This window comes from Mucilaginibacter sp. (assembly GCF_028288185.1).
Lineage (GTDB): Bacteria > Bacteroidota > Bacteroidia > Sphingobacteriales > Sphingobacteriaceae > Mucilaginibacter.
On the sequence record NZ_JAQBOF010000037.1, the window covers coordinates 112,623 to 129,526 of the forward strand.

14 protein-coding genes are annotated in these 16,904 nt (G+C 40.8%); 7 read left to right on the forward strand and 7 right to left on the reverse strand.

Going from position 1 to position 16,904, the window contains the following annotated elements; translation table 11 throughout:
• Positions 1-105 precede the first annotated feature (105 nt).
• The 4 genes from JWQ34_RS17225 to JWQ34_RS17240 all read left to right on the forward strand — a co-directional run bounded on the left by JWQ34_RS17225 (position 106) and on the right by JWQ34_RS17240 (position 3,000).
• The gene (locus JWQ34_RS17225; protein WP_299359340.1) at positions 106-1,212 is read left to right on the forward strand and encodes a hypothetical protein; all 1,107 of its coding nucleotides are present in this window, start codon (positions 106-108) and stop codon (positions 1,210-1,212) included.
• Positions 1,213-1,223: 11 nt separating this feature from the next.
• Entirely contained in the window at positions 1,224-1,793 is a 570-nt protein-coding gene (locus tag JWQ34_RS17230) for a Crp/Fnr family transcriptional regulator (protein ID WP_299359342.1), read from the forward strand.
• Positions 1,794-2,025: 232 nt separating this feature from the next.
• Positions 2,026-2,475 (forward strand): carboxymuconolactone decarboxylase family protein, encoded by a 450-nt coding sequence (locus JWQ34_RS17235; protein ID WP_299359344.1) that lies wholly within the window; start codon positions 2,026-2,028, stop codon positions 2,473-2,475.
• 153 nt (positions 2,476-2,628) lie between these two features.
• A complete protein-coding gene (locus JWQ34_RS17240; protein ID WP_299359346.1) occupies positions 2,629-3,000 on the forward strand; it encodes a response regulator in 372 nt (123 codons plus the stop codon).
• An 85-nt stretch (positions 3,001-3,085) separates the two neighbouring features.
• Here the strand turns inward: JWQ34_RS17240 and JWQ34_RS17245 are convergent, their stop codons facing one another.
• Positions 3,086-6,061: an outer membrane beta-barrel protein gene (locus JWQ34_RS17245; protein ID WP_299359348.1), complete on the reverse strand. Its 2,976-nt coding sequence runs from the start codon at positions 6,059-6,061 to the stop codon at positions 3,086-3,088.
• A gap of 287 nt (positions 6,062-6,348) precedes the next feature.
• Here JWQ34_RS17245 and JWQ34_RS17250 point away from each other — a divergent pair, with 287 nt between their 5' ends.
• The 3 genes from JWQ34_RS17250 (at position 6,349) to JWQ34_RS17260 (ending at position 10,964) form a co-directional block, all read left to right on the forward strand.
• The gene (locus JWQ34_RS17250) at positions 6,349-7,065 is read left to right on the forward strand and encodes a pyridoxine 5'-phosphate synthase (RefSeq protein ID WP_299359350.1); all 717 of its coding nucleotides are present in this window, start codon (positions 6,349-6,351) and stop codon (positions 7,063-7,065) included.
• A gap of 160 nt (positions 7,066-7,225) precedes the next feature.
• Positions 7,226-10,135, forward strand: coding sequence for an aminomethyl-transferring glycine dehydrogenase (gene gcvP, locus JWQ34_RS17255; RefSeq protein WP_299359352.1), 2,910 nt, complete (start codon positions 7,226-7,228; stop codon positions 10,133-10,135).
• 508 nt (positions 10,136-10,643) lie between these two features.
• On the forward strand, positions 10,644-10,964 hold the full coding sequence (locus tag JWQ34_RS17260; protein ID WP_299359354.1) for an antibiotic biosynthesis monooxygenase: 321 nt from the start codon (positions 10,644-10,646) through the stop codon (positions 10,962-10,964).
• 58 nt (positions 10,965-11,022) lie between these two features.
• Here the strand turns inward: JWQ34_RS17260 and JWQ34_RS17265 are convergent, their stop codons facing one another.
• The 6 genes from JWQ34_RS17265 to JWQ34_RS17290 all read right to left on the reverse strand — a co-directional run bounded on the left by JWQ34_RS17265 (position 11,023) and on the right by JWQ34_RS17290 (position 16,853).
• On the reverse strand, positions 11,023-11,325 hold the full coding sequence (locus tag JWQ34_RS17265) for a GIY-YIG nuclease family protein (RefSeq protein ID WP_299359356.1): 303 nt from the start codon (positions 11,323-11,325) through the stop codon (positions 11,023-11,025).
• Between the two features lie 634 nt (positions 11,326-11,959).
• Positions 11,960-12,979 carry an asparaginase gene (locus tag JWQ34_RS17270; protein ID WP_299359358.1) on the reverse strand — a complete coding sequence of 340 codons (1,020 nt, stop codon included), beginning with the start codon at positions 12,977-12,979 and terminating at the stop codon, positions 11,960-11,962.
• Positions 12,980-13,012: 33 nt separating this feature from the next.
• A complete protein-coding gene (locus JWQ34_RS17275) occupies positions 13,013-13,780 on the reverse strand; it encodes a TatD family hydrolase (protein WP_299359360.1) in 768 nt (255 codons plus the stop codon).
• 47 nt (positions 13,781-13,827) lie between these two features.
• A complete protein-coding gene (locus JWQ34_RS17280) occupies positions 13,828-14,826 on the reverse strand; it encodes an FKBP-type peptidyl-prolyl cis-trans isomerase (protein WP_299359362.1) in 999 nt (332 codons plus the stop codon).
• 52 nt (positions 14,827-14,878) lie between these two features.
• Entirely contained in the window at positions 14,879-15,838 is a 960-nt protein-coding gene (locus JWQ34_RS17285) for an FKBP-type peptidyl-prolyl cis-trans isomerase (protein WP_299359363.1), read from the reverse strand.
• Positions 15,839-15,842: 4 nt separating this feature from the next.
• On the reverse strand, positions 15,843-16,853 hold the full coding sequence (locus tag JWQ34_RS17290; protein ID WP_299359365.1) for a DHH family phosphoesterase: 1,011 nt from the start codon (positions 16,851-16,853) through the stop codon (positions 15,843-15,845).
• Between the last annotated feature and the right edge of the window lie 51 nt (positions 16,854-16,904).

Genomic DNA, 16,904 nt, shown 5'->3' on the forward strand with positions numbered 1-16,904 from the left:
ATTTAGCCCCTATAAATATAATTAAATTTATTTTTAATACGTTGTTATACAGTTAGGTATTAAATTAACGTTATTGCCTATTATTGTACAACGTAAAATACAAGAATGAGAAAAAGTTACTTAGGGCATCCACCCACTTTATTGTCCTTACTGTTTTTAATACTATTGGTGGTTTCCTGTAAAAAAGACCCGCAAGTAACACCCCCCTCTATCGAGCCGGTTAATTTTGCAAAATTGGGTTTGTATGAACAAGCTAGCGGCAACAACAGGCGCATATTTATGGCTGTTTCAAAACTGGGAGATATAACCACTGTTAACTATGGCTTAGTATTTGATACCGGGTCTACCGGGATGACTATTGATGCTAACGGAATTATACCCGCATCTATGATCACTTCAAACGGTTTCCAGATAGTCGGCGACTCAGTAAACGTAAGCGGCATTACTATTACTTCGCAACAGGCTATAATAACCTATGGTGGTGTTGACGGCTCTATACAAGAGTATGGTAACCTGGCTTATGCAAAAGTAACCATTGGCGATGGTAACGGTAATTTAGTAACCCCACGCATACCTATATTTTTATATTATAAAATTGTTAATCCCACTACTAATCAACAATTGGCGGCACACTCGGCCGATGTTTTTGGCGTCGGCCCTGGAGTTAGCGCCACCAGCCGCAAAATAGCCAGTCCGTTGAGTTACTTTTCAATGGCCAATAATGTTGCCAGCGGTTTCCGTTTGGCAATGCTTAACTCTGCAAATTTTAGCAGCACTGCAACTTATACTCCCGGCTTGCTTTATATTGGCTTAACACCTAATGATCTTAATTCATCAGGCTTTATAATGCACCCACTTACTTATAATGCCATAGGCGGCTACTCGCCCAACATTGCCTCAACCATAACTTATAACGGGCAAAGCATACCGGGTACTATTTTATTTGATACCGGCACACCGGCAACTACTATTATTGAAAACAATGCGGCTACTACTAATTCGGCAGCTCTACCTGCAAATACAACGGTAGCTATAACAACAGGGCAGGGCTTTAGCTACCAATACACTACCAGCAGTAATTATAACTTAACGCAAGTTCAAAATCCGTCTTACTCGCACGATACCCGTACCATTTTCAGTATAGACTTTTTCCTGAGCAATGAATACCTGCTTGATTACACTAATCATCGCCTTGGATTAAAAAATAATTAAAATATTTAGGTATGTACACCATCCTGCTGGAACACATACGTAAGTACGTAGCTATAACCGATGATGAGGCCGGCCTGATCTGCTCAAAACTCAAGGTTACCGCCATTAAAAAAAAGGCGTTTTTATTAATTCCGGGCAAAGTATGTAAGGCCAATTATTTTGTAAGCAAGGGGCTTTTGCGGTTATACTTCATCAACAAAAAAGAGCAGGAGCAAATAACCCAATTTGGATTAGAGTGCTGGTGGATAACTGATTATGATAGCCTTGACACCCAAAAACCATCAGGCTTTTATATACAGGCGGTTGAGGATGCCGAAGTAATTGCCTGGACACAGGAAACGCAAGCCGAATTAACCCATGCTATACCTCAGTTAGAAACTTATTTCAGAAAAATATTACAACGGGCCTATACGGCTGCCCAACGCAGGATAGTTTACATTCTTGACTATACGGACGAAGAGCGTTATCGTTTGTTTAGTACCAGCTATCCTGGCTTTTTACAACGCGTACCGCAATATATGCTCGCATCGTACTTAGGTTTTACACCGCAGTTTTTGAGTAAGATAAGGGCGAAGAAGTAAGGCAGCGGTTACTCAACCCACCTACGCTGCGCTAGGCGACCTCTCTTCGCCTTTGGCGGAAAGATGGTTAATAAATTACGGCTAAACCCCTCTTTCTCGCTTGCGAAAGAGAGGGTGATTGAGCGAAGTGATGATCGGGTGAGTAATCGCCTCACCGCTCATTTCTTAATCCTGATTAACTTTTTGCAACCTGTTTAATGCTCACCTTTGCATGTATAAAAAACATACAGTCATGAGTAAAAGAATAAATATTCTGCAAGCAGAACCCGATGCCTATAAAGCAGTAATGGGTTTAGAAAACTATGTTGCCAATGGCGGCATCAGTAAAACACATTTTGAATTGATAAAAATACGCGCGTCACAAATAAACGGCTGCGCCTATTGCCTGGACATGCATACCCGCGATGCCCGCAAAGCCGGCGAAACCGAGCAACGCATCTACGTTTTAAATGCCTGGCGCGATACCTCTTTTTTTACGGAGGAAGAAAAGGCAATACTTGCTCTTACCGAGGAAGTGACGTTGATAAGCCATGCAGGAGTATCAGACCAAACCTATCAGCAAGCTGCCAGCGTATTAGATGAACATTATCTGGCTAAAGTTATTATAGCTATTACGGTGATTAATGTCTGGAACAGGATCAGCATAAGCACACGTTTGGAACCGAAGAGAGTTGAAGCGTAATTATATTGATATAAATCACAGGAATAAACAGGTCTCTGTTTCAGTTTATATCCGGTTTTAGCTTATTCATTTTTATTAAATTTATCTCAAACAAAAACATTTGTTTTCTATTATAGTTATATATAGCTTCACACCAATAGCTTTTATATGCCTATGAGCGATATTAATACCAAACGGAAGATCATTATTTTTGATGATGATGAGGATATATTGTCTATCTGTAACTATATTTTAGAAGAAAAAGGGTGGGAAGTACACACCTTTACAGATTGTAATTCAATAGCCGAGCGGGTATCGGGCATAATGCCTGACGTTATACTGATGGATAACTGGATACCTGATGCAGGCGGCATTATTGCTACACAGACCCTAAAAAAAACTGATGACCTTAAAAGTATACCGGTTATTTATTTTTCGGCAAACAGCGATATTCAGTTATTGGCCAACTTTGCCGGTGCCGAAACTTACCTGGCTAAACCCTTTGATTTGGAAGAACTGGAGCGCGTAATAAGCACTGTTGCCTAACCAACATAAACCAAAAAAGAAAACCCCCGGCTATTAATAGCCGGGGGTTTTCTTTTTTGGTTTATCGTTTTAGATGATTAGATTATTATTGAGGGCCGCCACCAAAACCGCCGCCGCCATTTCCGCCACCGCCGAAACCACCGCCACCTTGCCTGTCACCACGTGGAGGGCGATCACCACCACGATCACGTCCACCGCCATCGCCTCTTTTAAATTCACCGTCTTGTGTTGGTGCACGGCCTGCAAACTTTTGCAAGCGCAGCGCAAACGTTAACATATAATAACGGCCCAACCTGTTAACACTGGTTTGGGTTGTGCTGCTGCCATCACTGGCCACAGAAAATCCGGTATTTTGATTAAACAGATCAACCACAGCCATACGTAAAGTAGCTCTGTTTTGTGGCAGGAACCTACGCTCTAAATAAGCGCTCAATATATTAGGATTAGTTACAGGTATAGTATAACCAGCGTTTATTTGTTTTGCATAATCATAACTGAATGTCCAGTTGCCAAAATAGTTTTTACCTGTCAAACCAAGAGTTAACGCCCTTATATTGGTGTTTTGGCTTAATGAACTTGTGCCTGCTAAAGAGTTATCGGTTTTGCTTATAGAATAATTAGCGCTTGCCTGGGCATCAATTACATTGGTTATGTCTAACCTAAACCGTGCGCCCGGAGTAAATGTTAATGTTTTTGCCAGGTTTTCTAATGTTGGCGATTGTATGCCATTAGCATCTACAACATCTACAAATGCAGGATACCTTGTATAGCTAATATTACCGTTAAAGGTTACTGTATATTTACGCTCATTCCAAGGTTTTGAATATAATGCTTGTGCCGATGCTGAATAATAACCATCAGCATTTAAATATCTTGTTAAAGTAGTATTCGAAAAATCTTTCAGATCAGGGTTGGCTGTAATTACAGCAGAGCTAAGTGTTCTGTAACTGGTAGTACGGGTTGCTACATAATGATCGATCTTGTTAAACGAGGCATTTAAAAACAGGATATTGCCTGATGCTATACCAAATGAATTATATCGCAACGAAAAATTATTAACAAATTGTTGTTCCAGATCGGGGTTACCCTGTACCGGATATGATGCACTTGAAAGATCGACAACCGGTTGCAATTGGTTAAAAGATGGTTGACTACTTGACCCGTTATAATTAAAGCTCAATGACTCGTTTCGTGAAAAATTATATATGAAACGTGCAGCCGGTATGTAGTTTAGCTGGCTTTTATGGGTATTTATATTGTTGGTTATTGAACGGCCATCTAAAACAGACGGCTGCACACCAATACCTAAAGTATAATTGTATTTAATATCAATAACACGGTAGTTAAGACCAACTCTGTTGGTTACAAAAGTGTAATTGTAATTATTGCTTAGCTTTTGGTAGTTGTTAAAAGTATTGGCTGCAGATAAGGTATCTGTTTCTTTATCATTTGATGTATAAGAATGATTAAAACTATAGTTTAATTCCAGATAAGATATAGCACCAATTGGCTCCAGGTAAGACATGTTGCCACCGTAGGTTGTGGTATGATTATTTGTATTGATAACCTGGTTAGCCGGCACATTTGGCGAACCAACAGTGTAAGTTGCTACCGGATTATTATAAGATGTTGTTTGGGCAGTACTTGCATTAGCAAACAAACTAAAGTTACGGCCCTTTTTAGCGAAACGGTGATTAAATAAAGCATTAATGCTAAAATTAGGCGATGTTGAATTACTTAAAATATTTGTTTTGTATGCTTTATCTACCGATCCCGAATTTTTTGAAAGTACATCTTCTAAAGACGATGAGTTTGTACTTGCATAAGTAAATGAAGGTGATATTTTTAAATAGTTTATCGTATCGGGCTTGTACTCAAGGTTAAAATTAAACCTGTGGTTTATAGGGTTATCATTTGCTAATGTTTGATTGTTGGTGGTAGTACCCAAACCGCTATTGGTACGTAATGTGTTGCTATTAGTAAATGTAGAGTTATCAGAAAAACTATAGCTGCCATATACAGATATGAATTTACCCCATTGGTCGCGATAGTTGGTTCCTACTGCACGTGCGATAGTAATACCATCTTTAGTGCTGGCTAAACCGGTATTACCACCACCTTGCCTGCCGCCGCCACGGTTACCACCGCCGCCGCCATTATTACCACCACCGCCGCCACCGCCAAAATTGAAGGTGTTTGAATTAATATTATTGATATTGCCTAAAACTGTCACCTGCCTGTTGCCCTTAAAATTGAACAAGTTTACAGAACCTATGTATCGGTTCTCATTAGTTATACCCGGTGCTGCAGGCAAAGCATCTTTACCAGCACCGGCAGTTGCTTGTAAAGAGTACCCGTAGTTTTTATCAGCCCGAATAGTAAAGTTTAATATTTTGTTAGGCTCGCCGGTTTTAACACCTGTAAGGTTAGCCTGGTCGCCGTAATCATCAATTATCTGTACACTCTCTAAGATATCGGCAGGGATATTTTTTGTGGCCGATTGTACATCGCCACCCATAAAATCTTTACCGTTAATACGCACTTTAGTAATTGATTTTCCCTGCGCGCTAACGTTGCCATTCGCGTCAACATCAACGCCCGGCATTTTCTTTAAAACGTCTTCAACCGGGGCGTTTTCACGTACCGGATAGGCTGCAATTTTATAATCAATCGTATCCTCTTTAAATTTAACTGGGTTAACGCCAACAATAGTAACCTCTTTAAGTTGCTTAGCTTCGCTTTTTAAAATTATTGGGGGGATAACAAACGTATTGTTGTCTGTTGGCGAAAAAGAGTAGTGCTTTATAACGCCCTGGTAACCAAACGATGATATAGTGAGTGTTATTTTGCTGCCTTTTATATTTAAAAAACTAAATTTTCCATCTATATCGGTAGCTACCTGAGTGCTATCACCAAGGTCGGTTTTTAACTTAACAGTACTGCCGGGCAATGATTGTTTTGTAGAATCTATTAGCTTTCCCTGGACCCCGCGGCCCGTTTGTGCATAGCTATTGCCAACAAATAAAACAATAAAAATTAGAGGTGTAAATATATATTTCATAAGATTTATGGTACTCATATTTTAATAATTAAATATGCTAAAAAACATATCAGACGCAAATGTTCAATTTAAATTACGTTTAATAATTAACCTTAATACTATTGTTACATTATTAATGCCATTTAGCTTATTAATACCATAATTGTTACAGACAACAACGTTATATAACTTTAAACAACACAAGGAGTTAATTATTAGGTTGATATGGTAACTAAATAACCATTAAATTGTTTAATACTATTAGTTAACTAATAATGATATTTGCGCTTCCAAAATAGTGATATAATATGGCCCGGTTATCTGTCAACATCAATAAAATAGCTACCCTGCGTAATTCGCGCGGTGGTAACAACCCAAATCTGATACAAGTTGCAAAAGATTGCGAGCGCTTTGGCGCGCAGGGCATAACCGTGCATCCCCGCCCGGATGAAAGGCATATCCGTTACAATGATGTTTTTGAACTGAAAAAAACAGTTACTACCGAATTTAATATTGAAGGTAATTGCGAGGAACAAAAATTTATTGACCTGGTATTAGCTAACAAACCAGAGCAAGTAACATTAGTGCCTGATGTGCTGGGGCAGATCACTTCAAACCATGGTTGGGATACCATTAAAAATCAACAATATTTAAAAGGAATGATAGCGGTCTTTAAAAATGCCGGTATCCGTGTTTCTATTTTTGTTGACCCGGTAGTTGAAATGGTTGAAGCCGCCGTCACAACCGGCACCGACCGTATAGAACTTTATACCGAAGCCTATGCGCACCAATACTTGCAGGATAAAGAAAAAGCCATAGCACCTTATATTAAAGCTGCCGAAACTGCGCAAAAAGTTGGTTTAGGCATTAACGCCGGGCATGACCTTGACCTAAATAACCTGAAGTATTTTGCCGAAAATATACCTGCGCTTGACGAAGTTAGCATTGGCCATGCGCTGATAACAGACGCTTTATATTATGGATTAGAAAATACTATCCAAATGTATTTAAGGCAACTGGTTTAAAACCAAAGTTACAGCATCAAAAAGATATATTTTATTCTGCCTTTTAAGCCTCAAAACAAATATAATTTCCCATGTAATTTTAGGGTTACTATTTGGTTATCAAATTGATTGTCAACGGGTAAAATTGTACCTTTGCGATATACAATAACAGATACTTTTCATGGCATTAAACACCGCTTACGAGGAAAAATTTGAGGGCAGGCACATTGCACCTAATCAGGCAGATACCGCAGAAATGCTTAAAGCTACAGGCGTAAATACGCTTGACGAGCTGATAGCGCAAACGGTACCGGCAAAAATACGATTGAAAAATCCGCTTAACCTGCCAGCTGCAAAAAGCGAGTTTACCTACTTAAAAGATCTTAAACAAACAGCATCAAAAAACAAAGTTTATCGCAGCTACATTGGCCAGGGATATTATGATGTTATTGTACCGGGTGTTATCCAACGTAATATATTAGAAAACCCCGGATGGTACACCCAGTACACCCCGTACCAGGCAGAGATAGCACAAGGCCGTTTACAGGCTTTGTTAAACTTCCAAACCATGGTTATTGACTTAACCGGGATGGAAATTGCCAATGCGTCTTTATTAGATGAAGGCACCGCGGCAGCCGAGGCCATGTTTATGCAATATACCTTGCGTAAAAAAGAAGAGGCTAAAACCTTCTTTGTATCAGAAGAAGTATTCCCCCAAACCATAGATATTTTAAAAACCAGGGCAGAGCCTTATGGCATTACCCTGCAAATTGGCGACCACCGTACGGTTAAGTTAACTGATGATATGTTTGGTGCCATAGTTCAATATCCAGCCGGCCACGGTGCTGTTTATAACTATGCTGATTTTGCGGCCAAAGGCCACGAAAAAGGCATTAAGTTAACCGTTGTTGCCGATATTATGAGCTTGGTTCTCCTAACTCCTCCGGGCGAATGGGGTGCTGACATTGTAGTGGGTAGCACCCAACGCTTTGGTGTACCAATGGGCTTTGGCGGTCCGCATGCTGCATTTTTTGCAACTAAAGACGAATACAAACGCTCTATACCGGGCCGTATAATTGGTGTTACTATTGACAGCGCGGGCAACTACGCTTTACGTATGGCGCTGCAAACCCGCGAGCAACATATCCGCAGAGATAAAGCAACTTCAAACATCTGTACCGCGCAGGCTTTATTGGCTATTATGGCCGGTATGTATTCGGTATATCATGGCCCTAAAGGGTTAAAGCTGATTGCCGAACGTGTGCACGGGCTGGCAATATTACTTTCACAAAGCTTAACCGCTTTAGGCTTTAAACAATTAAACGAAGCTTATTTTGATACCGTTAAGTTTGATCTGGGCGATCTGGCTGGTTCTATCCACTCGGAAGCTTTAAACAACGAGGTCAACCTGAATTATAATGGATCGGTAGTTACTATTTCTGTTGATGAAACTACATCGCCTGATGATATAAAAACCTTGGTGCGCCTATTTGCTAAAGTAAAAGGCAAAACCATTGCCGCTATTGATTTTGACGGATTGCAGGCTAATTTAACCACAGTTATCCCTGCTGATCTGCAACGTACATCAGCTTATTTAACGCATGGCATTTTTAATTCGCACCATTCAGAACATGAAATGCTGCGTTATATTAAATCTTTAGAGACTAAAGATCTTTCGCTTTGCCATTCGATGATAGCACTGGGTTCATGTACCATGAAACTAAACGCTACTACCGAAATGGTACCAGTTACCTGGGCCGAGTTTAGCCGAATGCACCCTTTTGCACCGGTTGACCAGGTTGGTGGTTACATGCAATTATTTGATGAGTTGAACCGCTGGCTAAGCGAGATCACCGGCTTTGCAGCCATGAGCTTGCAGCCAAATGCAGGCGCGCAAGGCGAGTACGCGGGCCTAATGGTTATCCGCGCTTATCATCATGACCGTGGCGATCATCACCGTAACATCGTATTGATCCCATCATCGGCACATGGTACCAACCCTGCATCTGCAGCAATGGCAGGCATGAAGATCGTAGTTGTTAAATGCGATGATAACGGAAATATTGACGTTGCCGACATGAAAGCAAAAGCAGAGCAATACAGCGCGGAGCTTTCTTGCCTGATGGTTACGTATCCATCAACCCACGGTGTTTTTGAAGAATCTATTATTGATATCTGCCAGATCATACATGATAATGGCGGACAAGTTTATATGGACGGCGCTAACATGAACGCGCAGGTTGGTTTAACCAGCCCCGCTAATATTGGTGCCGATGTTTGCCACTTAAACCTGCATAAAACATTCTGTATACCACATGGCGGTGGCGGCCCGGGCATGGGCCCTATCGGTGTGGCTAAACACCTTGTTCCGTATTTACCGGGACACGCCGTTGTTGATATCGACAATGGTAAAGCTATCCACGCGGTATCTGCAGCGCCTTGGGGTTCGGCTTCTATCCTCATCATATCGCATGCTTATATAGCGATGATGGGCGGCGATGGTTTAACCAACGCCACTAAATACGCCATACTTAATGCCAACTATATTAAAACAAGGTTAGAGAGTCATTACCCGGTATTATACACCGGCTCGCATGGCCGTTGCGCTCACGAAATGATACTGGATTGCCGATCATTTAAAGCAGCAGGTATTGAGGTGGTTGATATTGCTAAACGTTTAATGGACTATGGTTTCCATGCGCCGACAGTATCGTTCCCGGTTGCGGGTACGGTAATGATCGAGCCTACGGAATCAGAGCCAAAACATGAATTGGATCGTTTTTGCGATGCGATGATAGCTATCCGTAAAGAAATTGCCGCTGTTGAAGCTGGTGCATCAGACAAAACAGATAACCCGCTTAAAAACGCGCCGCATACCGTGAGCGTTATTACAGGTAACGAATGGGAACATCCATACAGCCGCCAAAAAGCAGCCTTCCCGCTGCCTTATGTTGCAGCCTATAAATTCTGGCCGTCAGTAGGCCGGGTTAATGATACCTACGGCGACAGAACGCTGATATGCTCATGCCCGCCATTAACTGATTATGAGTTTGAAGAAAGCGAAGTAACAACGCCGGAATACGGAACTTGATTTTCTGATGTGCAGATATGCAGATATGCAGATAAGAAGATGTGCAGATGATGATGAATTGTCTGCACATTTTTTGTTAATATATGTTAGTGCGGATTTTCAATTGGGAGCGTTCGAAAGATTAAAGAGCCATCGGCTCGACATGTATTGTAGCAACGGGTTTTAACCCGTTGGAGAATATGCCCCTTAATAATGAGTGTCGTAGACACGATACATATTATAATGTAGCTTGCGAATTATCCCTTTTTAATATGGACCGAACCTATGGTTCTTCGACTCGTTTTTGTTTCAATTTTCAACGGATTAAAATCCGTTGCTACAATATGGTGCGAAGCTACGCTTCTTATGATTTAAATCTTTCGAACGCTCCCAATTGAAAATCCTGACTAACGGGAAGATATGCAGATAATGATGAATTGTCTGCACATTTTTTGTTAATAGGATTTTAACATATTACATATTAATTTTATCCGCACATTTGCATATCCACACATTTGCACATCAAAACATGATCGCCCAAACCCCGCAAACACCCTATTACGCCGTAATATTTACCTCAATCCGCACCGAAGGCAATAACGGTTATGCCGCCATGGCTGATACTATGGACGAACTGGCCAAACAGCAAGAAGGTTATTTAGGCATTGAATCCGCCCGAAACGAAATTGGAATAACTGTATCTTACTGGCAATCGCTTGAAGCTATCCGCAACTGGAAAGCCAATACCGATCATTTGATCGCCCAAAAATATGGCCGCGAGAAATGGTATGCTAATTATAAAGTGCGAATCTGTAAGGTGGAACGGGATTATGAGTTTGAGGGAGAATAACACTTACCACCACGTCATAACAAGCGCAGCGTGGTGATCTCTACACGACAGGTAGACACTATTCAGTTATTGAATCGTATAGGTCTGTCCAACCAGGATTTAATTCGCTTATCAAATTATTCTTGTACGTCCGGCTTCTGTCTTTCAGAGATTTCTCAGCAGCGATCGCTTCCTCAATATGTGGATAGAAATAATAATATACTAACTTATCACAATTATATCTGGCAGTAAAACTTTTGGGATAAACTTTGTTTTTGTGCTCCCATATTCTTCCGACTATATCAGACGAAACACCGATATATAAAACAGTATGCATCTTGTTAGTCACGATATAAACACAGCCACCTCGTTTGAAAACCATACTGCAAAATAAGAAAACATTTGTTACCTGGCGTGTAGAGATCGCCACACTCGTACCTCGTTCGCGATGACGCGCGGGGAAATTATTGAAATTAATTATTTAAATTTTGTAGCGGGCGTAGCAGGTGTAGCGCTACACTATAAAATGCTAAGACACCGTCAACTCACCCCTTAGATCAACCGCTACCAAACGTTTTACTTCTTTAGGGTCATACTTGGCTATCATTACAAATTAAGGCAACATCGCTCAATAGAATGGTGGCGCTGGTTTGTCACCACATTTTGAGTTAAGTTTTTTAACCGGCGGAATGGCTGCAGTTAACGCACCAATGAGTATGCATAAAAAGTTGTAAAAAGTGGTGGATTTTGGTAGCTATACGGCAACTAAACATGCATAAATGGTGGCTGCAGGTGCATATATGGCAACTATCGGTGATTTTTTGTAAAATGCTATTAATCAGAAATCTACCAACAAAAAATTGAAAAAAAATTAATTATTTCGCCAAAAAAATTTTGAAAAACCGGGATAAAAAACGGGTTATTATTTTCTGCAATTCCGGCATCTCCAATCCACTAATTTAGAACTTCTTCCACCTTAGTGCGATTATAAGCAATGTAGAGTATGCCCCTTAAATTTACGACACTGTCAACTCACCCCTTAAATCAACCTCTAACAAGCGTTTCACTTCTTTAGGGTCATCAAACTGGCCCAATAGGTACATCATTTTAGTTACGGCTGCCTCAAAGGTCATGTCATAACCGTTGGCGACACCAATTTCTTTTAGATGCTTGCTGGTTTCGTAACGGCCAAGCTCCACGGTACCTACTTTACATTGGGATATGTCAAGGATCACTTTGCCGCTGTCTATGGCACCTTTAAGCAGGTCTATAAACCACTGGTCGGTTGTGGTATTGCCGGCACCGAAGGTTTCCATTACAATGCCGCGTACATCGGCACTTAAAATGGCCTCTACAACTTTAGGGCTAATGCCGGGGTATAGTTTTAGTACCGCCACCTCGTTAACCAGGTTTTTATGCTTGATCAGCGGTGCATCGACAGGTTGTCTAATATCATTAACACTAAAGCGCAGGTGTACGCCAGACTCGGCAAGTATTGGGTAGTTTGGCGACCGGAATGCTTCGAACTTTGATGAATTATATTTAAATGAGCGGTTACCCCTAAACAGTTTATAATCAAAATAGATACAAACCTCAGGTACCCGTGCACGATCGTTCTTTTTTGCATTGGCTATTTCAATAGCCGTCATCAGATTTTCCTTCGCATCCGTACGGATAGCGCTGATAGGCAATTGCGACCCGGTAAAAATTACGGGCTTAGCCAAATTCTCCAGCATAAAACTTAACGCCGATGCGGTATAGGCCATAGTATCAGATCCGTGAAGAATTACAAACCCATCAACATCATCATAATTGCTTTCAATTAAACCGGCAAGCTCGCTCCATATCTCGGGGTTCATGTTTGATGAGTCAATGATCTCCTCGAACGAATGCACCTTAATTTTACAATTAAGTTTCTCCAGTTCAGGCACGTTATCCATTATCTGTTCAAAGTTAATGGGTTTAAGCACCTTGGTTACAGGATCGGTCATCATACCTATTGTACCACCGGTATAGATGATGAGTATCTGGCTCATTAAGTCGGGATTATGCGTAATTAAATATCATCCTCACACACCAAAAATTTGCTTGGAATTGGCGGTTGTTATATTGGCTACTGTTTGTATATCCGTTTGATATATCTCCGCTACTTTTTGAGCAACATAGATCAAATAAGAACTTTCATTGGGTTTCCCCCTGTGTGGAACGGGCGAAAGATACGGAGAATCTGTTTCTAAAACGATATGGCTTAAATCAAATTGAGGTAATATTTTATCCAGCCCGCCATTTTTATAGGTAACAACGCCGCCTATCCCCAGGTAAAAACCAAGATCAATAGCCTGTTGGCCCTGCTTTGCATTACCGGTAAAGCAATGGAAAATACCATGCAAGTCATCATCTTTTTCCTGCTCCAGCACCTCAAATACTTCATCAAAAGCCTCGCGGCAGTGTATCACAATAGGCAGCTTTAATGATTTTGCCCAGTTAATCTGTTGTATAAAAGCCTCTACTTGTATCGCCAGCGTTGTTTTGTCCCAATAAAGGTCAATGCCAATTTCGCCAATGGCATATATGGTATTGTTTTGTTTGCTATCGCGGATAATAGCCAGTTCTTGTTCCCACCCCTCCTTTACCGAACATGGATGCATTCCTAACATGGGATAACACATGCCGGGATATTCATTAGCTAAACCAAATACCTGCGCTACAGATTCGGCATCAACATTTGGCAGAAACAAGCGGGTAATATCGTTATCAATACAGCGCTGTATCAATTCGGCCCGTTTAATATCGTCCTGCTGATAGTATAAATGTGTGTGCGTATCGGTTAATATCATGCTGCAAAATTAAAAAAGCCTTTCGGTTTAATCGAAAGGCTTTTTCTTTATTGTTTCTTTTTAGTTGCGACGGGCTTTTTGACCGCCGGTTTTTTTACTGTGGATTTAGTAATGGCCTTTTTAACAGGTGTAGCAGCGTTTGGTCCTTTTTTAACCTTTACCAATTCTACATCAAAAACTAAAGTGCTGTATGGCGGTATACCCGGGCCGGCTGCATTTTCTTTATAAGCCAATTTTGAAGGAATTATCAACGTAGCCTTACTACCCGCATTAAGTAACGGAAAGCTTTCATTCCAACCGGCAATAATGCCCTCTGTGCCCAAGGCAAAGTGTAAAGGTTCATAAACACGGCCAGGCTGTGCTAAACCTGTTTTTTTAGCTTCGGCTTCAATGCTTGTGTCAAATACCTTACCGTCTAAGGTATGCCCTAAATAATTTACATAAACGGTATCACCTGCAACTGGTTTAGGCCCGGTACCCAATTTAGTAATTTTGTACTTTAAGCCTGATGGGGTTGTTTTTACTACCAATTTATTATCGGCTATGTATTTGTCTGCGTTAACAGCTTCCTGCGCCTCAATTTTAGCACCTTCGGCTTTCGCGGCAGCTATTTCTTTGTCCCTGTCGGCCATGGCCTCGGTTAGCGATTGTACTTTTTCTACTTTTAGTATAAAGAACAAGTTGCTGCCCGGGGGCAAAAATGGCGGGCGACGTTCCTCGTGACCTTTAAATATAGTATCGGCGGGGATACGTACCATCAGACTATCTTTTAAAGTTAACAACGGCAATACATCCATCAAATCGCCGGTTGATTGCACCTGCGCCTGTGCAGGCTTACCGGTTTGATAGGTGCTGTACAGTACAGAGTCTTTACTGGTTTTTTGCAGGAAGTTAAAAGTAACAACATCACCAACCTTTATTCTGTCGCCGGTATTGTGGGTAAGCATTTTATATTGAGTGCCTTTTGCAGTACGCTCAAAACCATCCTGGGCATTAGCATTTACAGCCAATACTGTGATAAAAATGTATAAAAGATATTTTTTCATAATTAAAAAAGCCCTCCTTGTTAAAGGGAAGGCTGTATAATGTTATTTATATTTATTTTTTTAATGGAGCCGGAGCTGTTACCGGTGCAGGCGCTGAACCTGGTTTTGGATGAATAATATCTACCACTTCAACATCAAAAACAACAGGCGAATATGGAGGTATTGGGCCTGCGCCATTTGCACCCCATCCAAGGTTTGATGGTATAATTAAAGTGGCTTTAGCGCCTTTGTTTAACAATAACAATCCTTGCTCCCAACCTGCAACAACTTTCTTTTGTCCAATTACAACCTTTATCGGTGTGTATGGGCGTTGGTCTAAACTGCCTAGTTTTGCTTTTACAGCTACGTCTTTAATACTGGTATCAAATACTTTACCGCTTAATAAGCTGCCGGTATAAGTTACAAGTGCGGTATCGCCATTTGCAACGTTTGCGCCAACACCTGGTTTGGTTATAACATAGTATAAGCCTGAGTCGGTTTTGTTAACAGTTAATTTTTTGTCGGCAACGTAATTTTTAATTTTAGCTGGTTCTGCGGCTTTTTCTGCGTTACCTAAACCTTCCATGTATTTAGTAATGGCTGCCTGAAATACACCATCACTCATTTTTCCTTTAGCAACTACTTTAACAATTTTTATATCGTATACTAAATATTTGCCTTTAAAGCCCGGTGGTTTAGGTTGTTTTTTAAATACGCTATCGGCACTCAATTTAACCGTAGCGCTATCGCCTTCGGCAAACAATGTCATTGCATCAAAAATATCACCTTTATATTGTGGTTTAGGTAAAATTAATGGCGATGGGCGGCCCTGATCGTAAGTGCTCAGCAATACAGAGTCGGCATCGTTTTTAATAACCAAATTAGCCAATATAAAATCGCCTTCTTTAATTTTAGGACCAGATTTGTCTGTATATATATTATATAACATTCCGTTCTCGCCTTTCTTGTATCCACCATTACAGCTTGCCAGTCCAATAGCGGCAAGTGCTAAAAACATCAGATTTTTTTTCATTTTTTTATTGAATTAATAGTTTTTTGTATTCGGGTAAAATTAGTTTAAATTGATTTACAACCTCTTGCAAGCTCGCTGTAGATTGCCCGCCGGCGGCATTTCTGTGGCCGCCGCCGCTAAAGTACAATTTACAAATCTCATTTGCAGGAAAATCTCCCTTCGAACGTAAGGAAAGTTTCACTTTATCATTTCGCTCTACTATAAACGCCGCTAAACGTATACTTGCAATTGATAGCGCGTAGTTTACTATGCCCTCTGTATCGCCGGTATTAACGTCATATTTTTCCAGATCGTGTTTGTTAACGGTAATAATTGCTGTATTAAATTCAGGCAAAACTTCAAGGCAGTTACTTAGGCAATGGCCCAAAAAGCGTAAACGATTTTCGGACGCGCTATTATATACCAACTCATGTATGCGCGAGTTTGGCGCACCAGTATCAATCAGGTCAGCGACAACTCTATGCACGGCCGATGTAGTATTAGGTAGCCTGAAAGATGCAGAATCTGTCATTATACCTGTATAAAGGCAGGTGGCAACATCTTTATTGATCAATTTTTTGTTGTCAAGTATATCAACAATAAAGCTGTATACTAATTGTGCCGCGGCGCAGGCGTTAATGTCCCAATGGCGGTAATCATCAAAATCTTCCGGTTCGAGGTGATGATCTATCATTATTTTATATGCTGTTGCTGCACGCACCAACTCGCCCATTTCATTAATGCGGCTCAGATTATTAAAGTCCAGGCAAAAAATTATATCTGCATCAGCAATTAAGGTTGCAGACTGCGCTGTTTTTTCGGTATAGATAATAACTTCTTCATTACCCGGCATCCAGCTTAAAAAATCCGGATAATCCGTCGGCGCAATTACCGTGGTATGATGGCCCTGCTGTATCAGGTAGTTATACAATCCTAATGACGAACCCATAGCATCCCCATCAGGTTTATGATGGGTAGTGATAACTATTTTTTGGGGTTGAGCCAATAGGTTATTAAGCGCGGCAGTATCTAACATCAATTTTTAAAAAAGAGTTGCAAAGCTAGGTAATTTAATATTAAAGCATTC